This is a genomic window from Halomonas sp. PBN3 (genome assembly GCF_000475415.1).
GTDB lineage: Bacteria > Pseudomonadota > Gammaproteobacteria > Pseudomonadales > Halomonadaceae > Halomonas > Halomonas shengliensis.
In genome coordinates this window covers 1-14793 of record NZ_AXCA01000045.1, presented here as the reverse complement: position 1 = coordinate 14793, position 14793 = coordinate 1, and the positions used below count along the sequence as shown (strand labels likewise).

General features: G+C 66.5%; 11 protein-coding genes. 4 read left to right on the top strand and 7 right to left on the bottom strand.

Annotated features, from left to right (window positions below):
• On the top strand, positions 1-1160 hold a 1160-nt coding region (locus Q673_RS22095), incomplete at its 5' end, for a zinc-dependent alcohol dehydrogenase family protein (protein WP_235048476.1).
• A 39-nt stretch (positions 1161-1199) separates the two neighbouring features.
• On the opposite strand, the gene Q673_RS22090 is transcribed toward Q673_RS22095, so the two are convergent.
• Genes Q673_RS22090 through Q673_RS0118020 form a run of 6 tightly spaced genes read right to left on the bottom strand, consistent with a single transcriptional unit; the run spans position 1200 to position 6968 of the window.
• Positions 1200-2330, bottom strand: a complete 1131-nt coding sequence (locus Q673_RS22090; protein ID WP_031217574.1) for an ABC transporter permease — start codon at positions 2328-2330, stop codon at positions 1200-1202.
• Positions 2331-2332: 2 nt separating this feature from the next.
• A complete protein-coding gene (locus Q673_RS22085; RefSeq protein ID WP_023004816.1) occupies positions 2333-3466 on the bottom strand; it encodes an ABC transporter permease in 1134 nt (377 codons plus the stop codon).
• Positions 3463-4416 carry an ABC transporter ATP-binding protein gene (locus tag Q673_RS22080; RefSeq protein ID WP_023004815.1) on the bottom strand — a complete coding sequence of 318 codons (954 nt, stop codon included), beginning with the start codon at positions 4414-4416 and terminating at the stop codon, positions 3463-3465. The genes Q673_RS22085 and Q673_RS22080 overlap by 4 nt, the downstream gene beginning before the upstream one ends.
• Positions 4409-5374 carry an ABC transporter ATP-binding protein gene (locus tag Q673_RS22075; RefSeq protein WP_023004814.1) on the bottom strand — a complete coding sequence of 322 codons (966 nt, stop codon included), beginning with the start codon at positions 5372-5374 and terminating at the stop codon, positions 4409-4411. Before Q673_RS22075 ends, Q673_RS22080 begins: the two co-directional genes overlap by 8 nt.
• Positions 5374-6369, bottom strand: coding sequence for an HlyD family secretion protein (locus Q673_RS22070; protein ID WP_023004813.1), 996 nt, complete (start codon positions 6367-6369; stop codon positions 5374-5376). The genes Q673_RS22075 and Q673_RS22070 overlap by 1 nt, the downstream gene beginning before the upstream one ends.
• The gene (locus Q673_RS0118020) at positions 6366-6968 is read right to left on the bottom strand and encodes a TolC family protein (protein ID WP_152527064.1); all 603 of its coding nucleotides are present in this window, start codon (positions 6966-6968) and stop codon (positions 6366-6368) included. The genes Q673_RS22070 and Q673_RS0118020 overlap by 4 nt, the downstream gene beginning before the upstream one ends.
• Here Q673_RS0118020 and nifJ point away from each other — a divergent pair.
• Both nifJ and Q673_RS22060 read left to right on the top strand, forming a co-directional pair.
• On the top strand, positions 6921-10457 hold the full coding sequence (gene nifJ / locus Q673_RS22065) for a pyruvate:ferredoxin (flavodoxin) oxidoreductase (protein WP_235048475.1): 3537 nt from the start codon (positions 6921-6923) through the stop codon (positions 10455-10457). The two genes, Q673_RS0118020 and nifJ, sit on opposite strands and share 48 nt — an antisense overlap.
• Entirely contained in the window at positions 10454-11473 is a 1020-nt protein-coding gene (locus Q673_RS22060) for a dihydroorotate dehydrogenase-like protein (RefSeq protein WP_023004810.1), read from the top strand. Before nifJ ends, Q673_RS22060 begins: the two co-directional genes overlap by 4 nt.
• 2 nt (positions 11474-11475) lie before the next feature.
• On the opposite strand, the gene Q673_RS22055 is transcribed toward Q673_RS22060, so the two are convergent.
• The gene (locus Q673_RS22055) at positions 11476-13650 is read right to left on the bottom strand and encodes a DUF3141 domain-containing protein (protein ID WP_023004809.1); all 2175 of its coding nucleotides are present in this window, start codon (positions 13648-13650) and stop codon (positions 11476-11478) included.
• A 248-nt stretch (positions 13651-13898) separates the two neighbouring features.
• Between Q673_RS22055 and Q673_RS22050 the strand changes: the two genes are divergently transcribed.
• Positions 13899-14793 (top strand): patatin-like phospholipase family protein (locus tag Q673_RS22050; RefSeq protein ID WP_023004808.1); only part of this gene is annotated, 895 nt, incomplete at its 3' end.

Below are 14793 nucleotides of genomic sequence, written 5' to 3'. Positions count from 1 at the left end.
AACCCGATGCAACATCCGGGCTAAGCTTGATATATCTCAAGATAGATATGGACGGCCCGCGCTATCATGATCAAATGGCAATTGGCAACCTCGCCATTGGTAACGTTTATCGTCACGGAGGTAGCGTCATGAAGGCACTGGTATTCCATGGCCCCGGCAAGCGAAGCTGGGAAGACAAGCCGCGCCCGAGCGTCGACAAGCCCACGGACGCGGTGGTGCGCATCACCCACACCACCATCTGCGGTACCGACCTGCACATCCTCAAGGGCGACGTGCCCGCCGTGGAGGATGGCCGCACCCTCGGCCATGAAGGCGTAGGTGTCGTCGAGGAAATCGGCGATGGCGTGAGCAATATCCAGGTCGGCGACGAGGTACTGATCTCCTGCGTCACCTCCTGCGGCCGCTGCGACTACTGCAAGCGCGGCGTCTACGCCCACTGCCGCGACGGCGGCTGGATTCTCGGCCACCTGATCGACGGTACCCAGGCCGAATATGTACGCATCCCCCATGCGGACAACAGTCTGTTTCCACTCCCCGATGACATGAACCGGGAGGCGGCGGTGATGCTCAGCGACATCCTGCCCACCGGTCACGAGATTGGCGCCCTCAACGGCGAGGTCAAGCTGGGGGATACGGTGGTCATCGTCGGCGCCGGCCCTATCGGCCTGGCGGCGCTGATGACCTCACGCTTCTATTCTCCAGCGCGGATCATCATGGTCGATCCCGACGAGAATCGCCTGGCCATGGCCAAACAGCTCGGCGCCACCGATGTCATTTCCAGCAATCCCGTCGAGGCTATTCTTGCAATGACCGGTGGCGAAGGTGTCGACGTGGCCATGGAGGCGGTAGGCATCCCCGAGACCTTCGATGTCTGTCAGCAGATCGTTCGGGCGGGCGGACATATCGCCAATATGGGCGTGCACGGCAAGAGCGTCGATCTGCAGCTGCAGGATCTATGGATCAAGAACATCACGCTGCGTACCGGCTTGGTCAGCACCAACACCATCCCCGTACTGATGCGTGCCGTAGAAAGCGGCGGCGTCGAGCCCGCAGAGTTGGTGACCCACCGCTTCAAGCTCGACGAGATCGAGAAGGCCTATGATATCTTCAGCGATGCGGCAAGGGAGAAAGCCATCAAGATGATCTTGACCGCCGAGTGACGGCATCGCGCATCGCTTGATTCGACAGGCGACGCCTTTTCAGTCGATGCGCTTGCGAAACCGCAGGGCGCTGCCGGTCAGCAGCAGCAGGCCGAGTGCGCCCTGAGCCAGGAACTGCGGCCACAGCAGGTCCATGCCGCTGCCCTTGAGGAAGACATCGCGGATGATGACCAGGAAATAGCGCAAGGGGTTGATATAGGTGATCCACTGGGCGAGTTCCGGCATGTTCTCGATGGGGAACATGAACCCCGACAGCAGCGTGGCCGGCAGGAAGAAGAAGAAAGAGGCCATCAGCGCCTGCTGCTGGGTCTTCGACACCGTGGAGATGAACAGCCCCACCCCGATGGTCGACATGAGATACAGCCCGGCGCCGAAGAGCAGCAGCAGGCCGCTGCCGCGGATGGGGATGCCGAAGCCGTAGACGGCCACCAGCATCACCACCACCAGGTCCAGGTAGGAGATCATCACGAAGGGCAGGGTCTTGCCGAGGATCAGCTCCATGGGCCGGATCGGCGTCACCATCAACTGCTCCATGGTGCCGATCTCGCGTTCGCGCACGATGGCCATGGAGGTGAGCAGCAGCGAGGTCATCAGCAGGATGACGGCGACCACCCCGGGGACGTTGTAGTAGCGGCTCTTGAGGTCCGGGTTGTACCAGGCCCGGGAGCGCAGCTCCACCAGACCCGAAGGCGCCGCCGCCTGCTCCAGCTGGGTCACGGAGGCATCCAGGCGCTTGCGGGAGAAGGCGCTGGTGATGCGCTGGGCGTAGTCCATGGCCACGGTGCCGGTATTGGAGTCGGTGCCATCGATTAGCACCTGGATCTCGGCCTGCCGGCCCGCCGCCAGATCGTCGGCGAAGCCGCGATCGATCTGGATCGCCGCGATCACTACCGTGCGGTCGAGCAGTTCGCCCAGGGCGTCCGGCGACTCGGGGCGCGCGATGATATCGAAATAGCCGGAGCTGGTGAACTGATCGGCCAGGGCGCGGCTCTCGGCGCTGCGGTCCATGTCCAGGATCGCCGTCTTGATATGCTCGACATCGGTGGTCACGGCGAAGCCGAAGACGATCAGCTGCACCACCGGCGTCACGAAGATCAGAAAGCGCATCCGCGGGTCGCGCAGCACCTGGATGAACTCCTTGATCATCATGCGGTAGATTCGTTCCCACATCGTCAGTCGATCCGCTTCTTGAACTTGAACAGCGCCAGCCCCAGCACCACGATCGCAAAGACCACCAGAAACAGCACCTGGTTGATCAGATAGATCGGCGGACTGGCCTTGAGAAAGACGTCCTTGAGAATCGAGACGTAGTAGCGCGCCTGGACCGCGTAGGTCACCCACTGCAGGGCCGGCGGCATGTTGTCGATGGAATAGAGGAAGCCGGAGAGCAGGAAGGCCGGAATGAAGGTGGCGACCATGGCCACCTGGCTGGCGACCAGCTGGGAGCGCGCCACCGTCGAGATCAGGATGCCCAGTCCCAGCCCGCCGAGCATGAACAGGGTGCCCGAGGCCATGAGGAACCAGAAGCTGCCACGCAGGGGCACGCCGAACACCCAGATCGCCATGGCCACGGACACCAGCACGTCCACCAGCCCGATGATCAGATAGGGCGTCATCTTGCCCACCAGCAGCTCCACGCCCTGCACCGGGGTGGCGATGAGCTGCTCCATGGTGCCCTGCTCCCACTCCCGGGACACGGTCAGCGAGGTGAGCAGCGCCGTGATCACGGTCATGATCACGGCGATAAGGCCCGGCACGATGAACCAGCGGCTCTTGAGCTCGGGGTTGTACCAGACCCGTAGGCGGTTATCGATCGCCGGCTCGGCCAGCCCGCCGACGAGCTCGGCGTTGAAGCGGTTGGTCACCGCCTCGGCGTAGCCCAGGGCGATGGTTCCGGTATTGGCATCCGCGCCGTCGGCGATCACCTGGGCCGGCGCGCGGCGCCCCGCCTCCAGCGCCTCGGCGAAGCCGGGATAGAGCACCACGGCGAGATCCGCCTCGCCGCTGTCGAGCAGCCGGGTGAGGCTGGGGTACTCCTCGACGTGGGCGATCAGCGTGAAATAGGTCGAGCCCTCGAAGGCGCGCAGATAGGAACGGCTCGGCTGGCTCTGGTCGCGGGCGTAGACCGCCACATTGAGATTCTGGATATCCAGGGTGATGGCCCAGCCAAACAGCACCAGCAGCACCAGCGGCATGACGAAGGCCATCGCCAGGCTGCGCGGATCGCGGCGGATATGCAGCGACTCCTTGGCGATCAGCGCCCCCAGGCGCCGCCAGGAGAACCGGCCGGCGACGCGCGCGCTCACGGAGTCGCCTCCCGCTCTTCGGCCTCGATAAGGCTGACGAAGGCGTCCTCCAGCGACGGCGCGATGGCGGCAATAGCCACCTTATCGAACCCGGCCTGCTCCAGGTGGGCGCGGATCGGTTTCGCCGCCTGCTCGGCGTCATCCACCACGGCGTGCAGGGTGTCGCCGAACAGCGCGACCTCGTGCGCCAGCGTGGTCTCCTCGAGCGACTCCAGCGCCGCGAACGGGCGCGCCACCTGGATCTCCAGGATGTCCTCGGGCATGGCCTCGTGCTTCAGCCGCGCCGGCTCGCCCTGGGCGATCAGCCGCCCCTTGTTGATCAGCCCCAGCTGGTCGCAGTATTCCGCCTCGTCCATGTAGTGGGTGGTCACGAAGACCGTGGTGCCCCCGACGGCGAGCTCGGCGATAAGATCCCAGAACATGCGCCGCGACAGCGGGTCGACCCCGGAGGTGGGCTCATCGAGAAACAGGATCGGCGGCTCGTGGAGCACGGCGCAGCCGAGCGCCAGGCGCTGCTTCCAGCCGGCGGCGAGCGTCGCGGTCAGGGCGTCGCGCTTGTCGGCGAGCCCGGCCATCTCGAGCACCCAGGCCTTGCGCTCCCCTCGCCGCTTGCGGTCGACCCCGTACAGGCCGGCGAAGAAGTCGATATTCTCCTCGACGCTGAGGTCGGCATACAGCGAGAACTTCTGCGACATGTAGCCGATGCGGCGCTTGATGCGCTCGGTCTCGGTCATGATGTCCAGGCCCAGCACCTGGCCGCTGCCCGAACTCGGCAGCAGCAGGCCGGTCAGCATGCGGATGGTGGTCGACTTGCCGGAGCCGTTCGGTCCCAGAAAGCCGAAGATATGGCCGCGTTCGACCTCCAAGGTGACGTGGTCCACCGCCACGAAGTCGCCGAAGGTGCGCGTGAGGTCCTTGACCGAGACGGCAATCTCGCGCTGTTCAGCCATGGGCCGCCGCCTCGTCGTCATTCGAGGCCTGACGAACGGTGTGGATGAACACGTCCTCGAGGCTCGGCGCGATCTCGCGCCAGCTGGCGCCTTGCAGTCCCGCCTCGTCGAGCGAGGCCAGCGCCGCGTCCGCCTCCCCAGGGGTGTCGGCATACAGGTGCAGGCGTCCACCGTAGAGGCTGACCCGCCCCGCCTCCCGGGCGCCGGAGAGAAGCTCATGGGCGCGACGCGCATCGCTCACCTCGAACTCCGCCAGCACCCCGGACAGACCGGTCTTGAGACGCTGGGGGCTGTCACAGCGGATCAGCCTGCCCTGGTGCATCAGGCCGACGCGGCTGCAGCGCTCGGCCTCGTCGAGATAGGCGGTGGAGACGAAGATGGTGACGCCCTCCTTGAGCATGCTGTAGAGGATGCGCCAGAAATCGCGCCTTGAGACCGGATCGACGCCGTTGGTCGGCTCGTCCAGCAGCAGCACCTCGGGCCGATGGATAAGCGCGCAGGCCAGCCCCAGCTTCTGCTTCATGCCACCGGAGAGGTTGTCGGCCAGGCGGTCGCGAAACGGCGTCAGGTTGCTGAATCCCAGCAGGCGCGCCTCCGCCTCCGCCAGGTCGCGGCGCGGCACCTCGTAGAGGTCGGCATAGAAGCGCAGGTTCTCGGCCACTGTCAGGTCGCCATAGAGACCGAAGCGCTGGGACATGTAGGCGATACGCCGCTTGACCGCCTCGGGCGCATCAACCACCGAGTGCCCCGCCACCCAGGCCTCGCCAGCCGAGGGCGCGAGGATCCCGGCGAGCATGCGCAGGGTCGTGGTCTTGCCGGCCCCGTCGGGGCCCACGATGCCGAAGATCTCGCCAGACTGCACCGTGAAGTCGAGCCCGCGCACCGCCGCCAGGGCACCGAAGTGCCGCGCCAGGCCCTCGACCCGGATCGCCGCTGATGCGCTATCGTCCGGGGCCATCACTGCACCTCGATATAGACGTCCGCGGGCATGCCAGGCTTGAGCACCCCTTCGGGGTTGTCGAGGCTGACGTCCACGGCGAACACCAGTTTCACGCGCTCCTCCTGGGTCTGCACGTTCTTGGGCGTGAACTCCGCCTCGGAGGCGACGAAGGTCACCGTGCCGGGAAAATCCCGCCCGGGATAGCTGTCGACACGCGCCCGGGCCTGGGCCCCCAGACGGATAAGACCGATGTCCACTTCGGAGATATAGACCCGCACCCAGGGGTCGCCGAGCTCGGTCAGCGTCGCTACGGCGCGACCGGCGGCCAGGGTCTCGCCGACTTCGGCATGGGTCCGGGTGACCACGCCCTCGATCGGACTATAAATGACGGTATCGTCCAGAAAGGTCTGGGCATTGGTGCGGCGCGCCTCGGCCTGCTGTAGCCGCCCCCGGGCGGCCTCGATCCGTTCGGGCCGATAGCCGGCCTGCAGCATAAGCAGGTGCTCGCGGGCGGACTCGAGCCGAGCCGCGGCCGCCTCGGCATTCGTCACGTCCCGGTCGCGCTGCTCGCGACTGATGGCCTCGGCGTCATACAGGGAGCGGGAGCGTACGGCCTCGTCCTGGAGCCGGCGAAACGTCACCCGGGCCTCCTCGACCGCCGCCTGGGCCACGGCGATCTCCTCGAGACGATAGCCGGCGGTCAGCTCGTCGAGCTCCGCGGCGGCGGACGCCACCGCCGCCTCGGCTTCCCGCAGGCTCGCCTCGGCGTCGTGCTGATCGAGCGTGGCGATGGGCTGAGAGGCCGAGACGTCGTCGCCCTCGTCGACCCGGCGTTCGGCCAGGGTGCCGGGCATGCGGAAGGCCATCCTCACCTCGGTAGCCTCCACCGTGCCGGAGGCCATCAGGATGCCGCTCTCCTCCTCCTGGAACCAGGGCCCCCAGCGAACGGCCGCAAAACCGGCCAGGGCGGCGATCACAAGCAGTATCAGCCCACCGACGATAACCTTTTTCATGAGGTGCCTTTTCCTTCTGACATCGATTCGACAAGCGGTGACGCACCGTCGGTGAAGAGCGCCGGGGTGAGCCGGCCCAGCGCCCGATACAAGCGAATGTCCGCGACGAAGCGTTCGTACTCGGCCTGATTCAGGTTGGCGAGGGCCGTCCAGCGCGCCGCCTCGGCGCTCAGCAGATCCGTGACGGTGCTTCTGCCGGCGCGATACTTGCGCGTCTCGATGCGCAGCGCCTCCTCGGCCTCTTCCAGGGCCCGGCGCGCCGACCTCAGCCGCTGTTCAGCCGTTTGCAGGCCGCCGAAGGCGGCGCGCGCCTCCGTCGTGACGTCATCGACGACGCCGCGCAGCCGCTGCCGATACTGCTGCTGCTCGAACTCGGCCTGGTTGACGCGCTTGCGAAGGACGCCCCCGTCGAATAGCGGCACGCTCAGGGTCACCCCGACATACCAGTCGTCGCGCCCTTCCCAGTCATCGCCGCGATTCGTCTGCGTCTCGGCGACCAGGTCTACCTCGGGAAGACGCTCGCCGCGAGCGTCGCGCACCGCCTGAGCGAGGTGTGCGCCATCTATCCCATCACGCCGGCATCGGTCATGGGCGAACACGCCGACGCCTGGTCGGCGCAAGGGCGACCCAACCTCTGGGGCACGGTACCGCAGGTTGTCGCGATGCAGAGCGAGGGCGGCGCCGCCGGCGCGGTGCATGGCGCCCTGCAGGCGGGCAGCCTGGCGACCAGCTTCACCGCCTCCCAGGGCCTGCTGCTGATGATCCCCAATATGTACAAGATCGCCGGCGAGCTCACCCCCATGGTGCTGCACGTGGCGGCGCGCGCGCTGGCCTGCCAGGCGCTGTCGATCTTCGGCGATCACAGCGATGTGATGGCGGCACGCCAGACAGGCTTCGCCATGCTGTGCGCCGGTTCGGTGCAGGAGGCGATGGACTTCGCCGCCATCACCCATGCCGCGACGCTGGAGGGCCGCGTGCCGGTGGTGCACTTCTTCGACGGCTTTCGCACCTCCCACGAGGTGGCGAAGATCCGCCCGATAGAGGACGAGGTGCTGCGCGCGCTGGTGTCCGACGAGCAGGTGCATGCGCACCGCACCCGGGCGCTGTCGCCGGAGCAGCCGGTGCTGCGCGGCAGTTCGCAGAACCCGGACGTCTACTTTCAGGGTCGCGAGGCCGTCAATCCCTTTTACAGCGAGTTTCCCGGTATCGTGCAGGCGACCATGGACCACTTCGCCGAACTCACCGGGCGCGCCTACCGACTGTTCGAGTATCACGGTGCGGCGGATGCCGAGCGCGTCATGGTCATCATGGGCTCGGGCGCGGAGGCGGTGCACGAGACGGTCGACTTCCTGAACGCGCGGGGCGCGCGGGTCGGGCTTGTGCGGGTGCGTCTGTACCGGCCGTTCGACGCCGCGGCGCTGCTCGCCGCGCTGCCGCAGACGGCGCGCACCCTGGCCGTGCTCGACCGTACCAAGGAGCCGGGGGCGGACGGCGAGCCGCTCTACAAGGACGTGGTGACCGCGCTGGCCCAGGCGCACATGGGCGGCGACCCGAAATTCGACCAGCTGCCGCGAGTCATCGGCGGCCGCTACGGCCTGTCGTCCAAGGAGTTCACGCCGGGCATGATCAAGGCGGTGTTCGACGAACTCGAGCGTGAGCAGCCGAAGAACGGCTTTACCATCGGTATCCACGACGACATCGGCCACACCAGCCTGGAGTGGGACGCCGGCTACCGCACGGATGCGCACACCGGTGCCGTGCAGGCGCTGTTCTACGGTCTCGGCTCCGACGGCACGGTTAGCGCCAACAAGAACTCGATCAAGATCATCGGCGAGGCCACCGATCTCTACGCCCAGGGCTACTTCGTCTACGACTCCAAGAAATCCGGTGCGGTGACGGTATCGCACCTGCGCTTCGGCCCGCGGCCGATCCGCTCGACCTACCTGATCGGCGACGCCGAGGCGCAGTTCGTCGCCTGCCACCAGCCGGTGTTCCTGCAGCGCTACGACATGCTCGACAAGGCCGCCACCGGCGCGGTATTCCTGCTCAACTCGCCCGAGCCGCCGGAGCGTGTCTGGGAGAGCCTGCCGCGGCGCATGCAGCAGCAGATGATCGACAAGCGCATCCGCTTCTACACCATCGACGCCTACCGGGTCGCCCAGGACGCGCAGATGGGCAAGCGCATCAACACCATCATGCAGACCTGCTTCTTCGCCATCTCCGACGTGCTGCCCCGCGAGCAGGCCATCGCCGCGATCAAGGCGGCCGTGGAGGCGACCTACGGCGGCAGGGGCGGGCGCATCGTCGATTTCAACTTCCGCGCCATCGATGCGGCACTCGCCAGCCTGCACGAGGTGCCGCTGCCCGAGACGGCGACCAGCGGCTTCGAGCGACCGCCGGTGGTTGCCCCCGACGCCCCCGATTTCGTGACTCGGTTCACCGCCGCGCTCCTCGCCGGTGAGGGCGACCGTGTCCCCGTGAGTCTGATGCCGGTCGACGGCACCTTCCCGCTGGGCACCGCGGCCTATGAGAAACGCAACCTCGCGCTGGAGATCCCGGTGTGGGAGCCGGAGCTCTGCACCCAGTGCGGCAAGTGCCCGCTGGTCTGCCCGCACGGCGTGATCCGCAGCAAGCTGGTGCCCGCGAGCCTGATGGAGAATGCGCCGGAGGGTTTCAAGTACCGCCAGGCGCTCGGCAAGGACTATCCCCAGGACCACGTGATGATGTATCAGGTCGCGCCCGAGGACTGCACCGGCTGCGGGCTGTGCGTGGACATCTGCCCGATCCGCGACAAGTCCAACGCCTCGCGCAAGGCGCTCAACATGGCACCCATCGAGCCCCTGCGCGAGCAGGAGCAGGCCAACTGGGCGTTCTTCCTGACGCTGCCGGAGTACGACCGCAGCGCGGTGAAACGCACCACGCTGAAGGGCTCGATGCTGCTGGAGCCATTGTTCGAGTTCTCCAGTGCCTGTGTCGGCTGCGGCGAGACACCCTACCTCAAGCTCGCCAGCCAGCTGTTCGGCGATCGCATGCTGGTCGCCAATGCCACCGGCTGTTCGTCCATCTATGGCGGCAATCTGCCGACCACGCCCTGGGCAGTGAACGCCGCGGGCCGCGGTCCGGCCTGGAACAACTCGCTGTTCGAGGACAATGCCGAGTTCGGCCTGGGAATGCGCCTCGCCGTCGACCAGCAGAGCGACTACGCGCGCGAGCTGCTGCACGCGCTGCGCGAGCGACTCGACGCAGACCTGGTCGCCGAACTGCAGGCCGCGGCCCGGCCGGACCGGCAGGGGGACGAGCGGGCGATCATCGAGCAGCGTGGGCGCGTGGCGCGGCTGCGCGAAACGCTCGCGGAGATCGACGACCCGCGCGCCCGCGCGCTGGAGACCGTTGCCGATGCCCTGGTGCAGCGCAGCGTGTGGATCATCGGCGGCGACGGCTGGGCCTACGACATCGGCTATGGCGGCCTGGACCATGTGCTCGCCTCCGGCCGCAACGTGAATATCCTGGTACTCGACACCGAGGTCTACTCCAACACCGGGGGGCAGATGTCCAAGGCGACGCCGCGCGGCGCGGTGGCCAAGTTCGCCGCCGGCGGCAAGCCCGTCGGCAAGAAGGATCTGGCCCTGCTGGCGATGAACTACGACAACGTCTATGTCGCTCACCTCGCCTACGGTGCCAAGGACACCCAGACGCTGCGCGCCTTCCTCGACGCCGAGGCCCACGACGGCCCGGCGCTGCTTATCGCCTACTCGCCCTGCATCGCCCACGGCGTGGACCTGTCGTTCAACCACCGCCAGCAGGATCTCGCGGTGAAAAGCGGCCACTGGCCGCTGCTGCGCTACGAGCCGGCGCGCGCCGCGGCGGGCAAGAACCCGCTGCGCCTGGACTCGCCCGAACCGTCGATCCCCTACCAGGCGTTCGCCGAGACCGAGACGCGCTTCAACATGCTGTGGCGCAGCCGCCCGCAGGCGGCCGAGGCCTTCCTGGCAGCGTCTCAGCAGGAGGTGGAGGAGCGCTATCATCGCTATCGGCAGCTGGCCGACCTGCCCGTTGGTCGGTCCGCGGATGAGGAGGAGGGATCATGATCGATCTCAGCACCGACTATCTCGGCCTGCGGCTCGCCAATCCCCTGGTGCCCTCGGCCTCGCCGCTGTCGCGGGATCTGGACATGGCGCGGCGGCTGGAGGATGCCGGCGCCTCGGCCCTGGTGATGTATTCGCTGTTCGAGGAGACCATCGCCGCCTCCGAAGAGGCGGCGGTGCGCTTCTTTCACGAGCAGGAGATCGGCTTCGGTGAGGCGGACTCCTTCCGTCCGGTGCCGACAGATCACGAATATCGAAGCGAGCTCGATGACTACCTGGAACAGCTGACCACGCTCAAGCGCAGCCTGTCGATCCCCGTGATCGCCAGCCTCAACGGCATCTCCGAGGACGGCTGGGTCCGCCACGGCCGGCAGCTGCAGGAGGCGGGCGCCGACGCCCTGGAGCTGAATGTCTATTACGTCGCCGCCGATCCGTTCGAGACCGGCGCCGCGGTCGAGAGTCGCTACGCCGCGCTGCTGCATCAGCTGAAGCAGGCCGTCGACATTCCCATCACCATGAAGCTGTCGTCGCAGTTCAGCTCCGTCGGCCACCTGGTGCGCGAGCTGGAGGCCGCCGGCGCCCAGGGCGTGGCGCTATTCAACCGCTTCTATCAGCCCGATATCGACCTGGAGACGCGCGAGGTGACGCCGACGCTGACGCTGTCATCGCCCTACGAATCGCTGCTGCGGGTCCACTGGGTGGCGGCGCTGCACGGCAGGGACGATCTGTCGCTGGCGGTGACCGGCGGCATCCACAGCGCGGAAGACGCCCTGAAGGCGCTGATGGCCGGCGCCGACGTTACCCACCTGTGCAGCGTGCTGCTCAAGGAGGGCCCCGAGGCGCTCGAGCGCATCCGCACCGACATGCTGCGCTGGCTGGAGGAGCACGAATATGCCTCGGTGCAGCAACTCAAGGGCTGCGTCAGCCGCCAGCACGCCATCGACCCGACCGCCTACGACCGCGCCAACTACGTCAAGGTGATGGACCGCCACCGCTGCCCCGACGGCGTGTGGCGGTAAGATCAGCCGGGCTCGGCGAACATCCCCTCGATGGCTGTCAGCCGCCTATACTGCTCGTCGGTCACTCCGCCGGCGGCGGAGACGACCCGGCGAATCACCTTCATCACCTTGTCCCTGGACTGCGTTTCGCCAGCCAGCATGGCCGGGATCGCGTCGAGCGCGGCCTGTTGGTCGAGCCTCAAGGCAAGAAACTGCTCGCGCACGGCCTGCTTGAACGACGCAAGCGAGAGTTCGCTGTATTCGCCGCGCATTCCGCGCAGGGCGTTAAAGGCCCGTTCATCCGCTCCGCCGCCCCCCATTGAGATATAGACAAGGCCGCGCAGTGCCGCTTCACGCAGCCCTCCCTCGCCGATGCGCGTATGGATCTCGGCCATGCGCCGTTCCACGAGGGCGATGCATTCCGGCGTCTGCCCGGGATGCGGGCGAGGCGGCGCATCCGAGGCGCCCAGGCCGACCAGCGCCTGGGTGACGGGCGAACCGTAGAACGCCATGAACCACCGTTCGACGGCGCTATCGCGAAGATCGCGCCAGCCATCCAGCGTCGCCACGACGCAGCGTGAGTAGTTCTCCTGCAGGTTGACCAGCCAGTTATCGCCTGAGACGGGCCTACGCTCCTCCTTTACCCGCTCGGCCAGGTCGGCGAGCGGTGACATCAGCGGATTGCGCTCGGAGAACCACTCGTAGGGCAGCTCGGCCGGCGTCATTCGGTGCAGCCACTCCGCCACGCCCGCATTGGCCTGGGCGCGCACAAAGGGCTGCATCAGGGTCCGATACAGCCCGAGATTGATGTCCGAGACCCGCTTGGCCGTCGCGAAGCGTCGCTCATCGTCGGGATCGGGCCGAACGATAGCCGCCACATCCGCCAGCGAGCGCGGCTCGAAGCGTACCAGCCAGTCGCCTTCGACCCACTCCGGATTGGCCGTCTCGTCGGTCTTGGGCGTCATGACCGCTTCGTAGAGCCCGGGCGGCAGGACGTCGATCAGGTCGATGTTCGAGATGAACTCCTGGTGCTCCTTGCGGGTGACGCTGCCGGAGACGAAGATGCCGAGGTGGCCGACGCTTGCGTGGACCGCGTAGACGATGGTCTGGCCGGCGGCGACAATATCGTCGTCCGTGCGGTAGAGATCGCAGATCCACCCCAGCGCCTGAGGCGGCGGGGTGATGTTGTCGCCCTCGGAGCAGAAGCACAGGATCGGCGAATCGATATGGCGCAGATCGATCCTGACGCCGTCGCCGGTGACAAGCTCCGCCGTCGCCAGCCGATTGCCGATGAACAGTTCATCGACGATCCACTGCATCTCCTCGGCGGACAGGTCGACGTGGCCGCCCCACCATTTCTCGAACTCGAGGAATCTCGGCGCCTCGCTATCGACGTTCGCCCAGAGGTGGTAGTACTTGGTCCACAGGCTGTTGGAAGGATCGAGATTCTCGAAATTGCTGACCAGATGGCTGCCGTCGAATCGCCCCCCGCCGACATCGCTGGTCAGGGCGGTCAACCAGCTGCCGCCCAGCAGTCCACCGGAGTAACGCATCGGATTCTGCCCTTTCTGCCCGGCCCAGTACGACAGCGGCGTTCCGGCGATGATGATCGGCCCGAACAGCTCCGGGCGCACCGCCGCCAGCATCATCACGGCCCAGCCCGCCTGGCAGTTGCCGATGACGCAGGGCCTGCCCTCCGCCTTCGCGTGGCGAGCGATGACCGCCTCGAGGAAGCGCGCGTGGGCGTGCATGACCTCCTCGACGGTCTGTTGCGGCATTGGATCCGGCGTAAAGCCAACGAAGTAGCAGGCATGCCCGGCTCGCATGGCCACGCCCAGCTCGCTGTCGGCCTTGAAACCGCCGATGCCGGGGCCGTGGCCGGCGCGCGGATCGAACACCACGAACGGCCGCTTGAGCGGGTCGATCTCCACGCCGGCGGGCGGCTCGATGTGCGCCAGCCAGAAGTTGACGGGGCACTCGAAGTCCCGCGCATCGAGCACCACCTCGAGATCGAAGCTCAACACGTGCGGCATCGCCATCGCCTTGTGCCGGTAATACTCTTCGCTGCGCTGGCGTAATACATCCCAGAACAGTAGGTTACGCTGCAGTGCATCGGTGGCGTACTCGAGTGCATCGGTGGCGTACTCGAGCATGACGTTCCGGCCTAGCGGCATTTCGGACTGATGTTCCGCACTCATCGGTAACTCCTGAACAAGGTGCCCAGACCTCGTATGATTCACGTCGCGGCGCTGTTCACCCGCGCCCGCTGGCTCTCTTCCCTGACGCGCTCGATACGAGCCGTGGTGACTCGGCGTTTCTTTTTATAGCGAATAGTTACAGCGAATTTCAGCAAGTGATTACTTGCTTTCTTTCAAGGCTAGCCGCTAGTATCACATCAGGCAAGCCGATAGAAGCAAAACCCCGATCACGACGGGAAGTCAATGCCATGACGATGCTGGGCATCCGCCGCATGCTGGAGCCCCGCGCGGGCTATCGAGCGAGAGGAATCCTGGGCCTGTGCCTGGCGGTCCTGCTTGCCGGCTGCGCGCACTACCCGGTCAACGCTCCTCTCGAGCACCACGATCCGACCACCGGTTATCGATTGGAGACACTGCCAAGCGCAGACAACTCCGGGAGCCTGCTGGTGGCATTGAGCTTCTCCGGCGGCGGCACGCGGGCGGCGGCGCTGGCCTATGGCACCCTCGAACGGCTCGCCCACACCGAGATCGTCTGGGAGGGCCGGCGCAAGCGCCTGCTCGACGAGGTGGACATCATCTCCTCCGTCTCCGGCGGCAGCTACACCGCCGCCTATTACGCGCTGTATCGCGAGCGTCTGTTCGAGGATTTCGAAGCCGAGTTCCTCAAACGCAACGTGCAGGGCGAGATCACCCGCAATTTCTTGAGTCCCGTCAACCTGGTGCGCTCATGGAGCCCGCGGTTTGGCCGCAGCGACCTGGTGGCGGAGTATCTAGATGATCATCTTTTCCATGACGCGGACTTCGCCGATCTGCAGCGTCAGGGGCGCCCCTTCGTGCTGATCAACGCCAGCGATCTGTCGCTGGGCACGCGCTTCGAGTTCTCCCAGGATCAGTTCGATCTGCTGTGCTCGAATCTTGACGCCTACCCCCTGTCACGCGCGGTGGCGGCCTCCAGCGCGGTACCGATCGCGCTGACGCCCCTGACCCTGCGCAACTATGCCGGAAGCTGCGGCTACCAGGAGCCCGACTGGGTACAGGCGGCGCTCGCGGATCGGGCCGCCTCGGCGCGGCGCTATTACAAGGCGAGCGAGCTGCGTTCCTACGTCGATGCGAAACGGCGCCCCTGGTATGGATTGACCCGTC

Bases quoted from the DNA above. Each gene is read 5' to 3' on its own strand.
- Q673_RS22090 (WP_031217574.1), bottom strand. From the start codon at position 2,330: ATGTGGGAACGAATCTACCGCATGATGATCAAGGAGTTCATCCAGGTG.
- Q673_RS22080 (WP_023004815.1), bottom strand. From the start codon at position 4,416: ATGGCTGAACAGCGCGAGATTGCCGTCTCGGTCAAGGACCTCACGCGC.
- Q673_RS22075 (WP_023004814.1), bottom strand. From the start codon at position 5,374: ATGGCCCCGGACGATAGCGCATCAGCGGCGATCCGGGTCGAGGGCCTG.
- Q673_RS22070 (WP_023004813.1), bottom strand. From the start codon at position 6,369: ATGAAAAAGGTTATCGTCGGTGGGCTGATACTGCTTGTGATCGCCGCC.
- Q673_RS22060 (WP_023004810.1), top strand. From the start codon at position 10,454: ATGATCGATCTCAGCACCGACTATCTCGGCCTGCGGCTCGCCAATCCC.
- Q673_RS22055 (WP_023004809.1), bottom strand. From the start codon at position 13,650: ATGAGTGCGGAACATCAGTCCGAAATGCCGCTAGGCCGGAACGTCATG.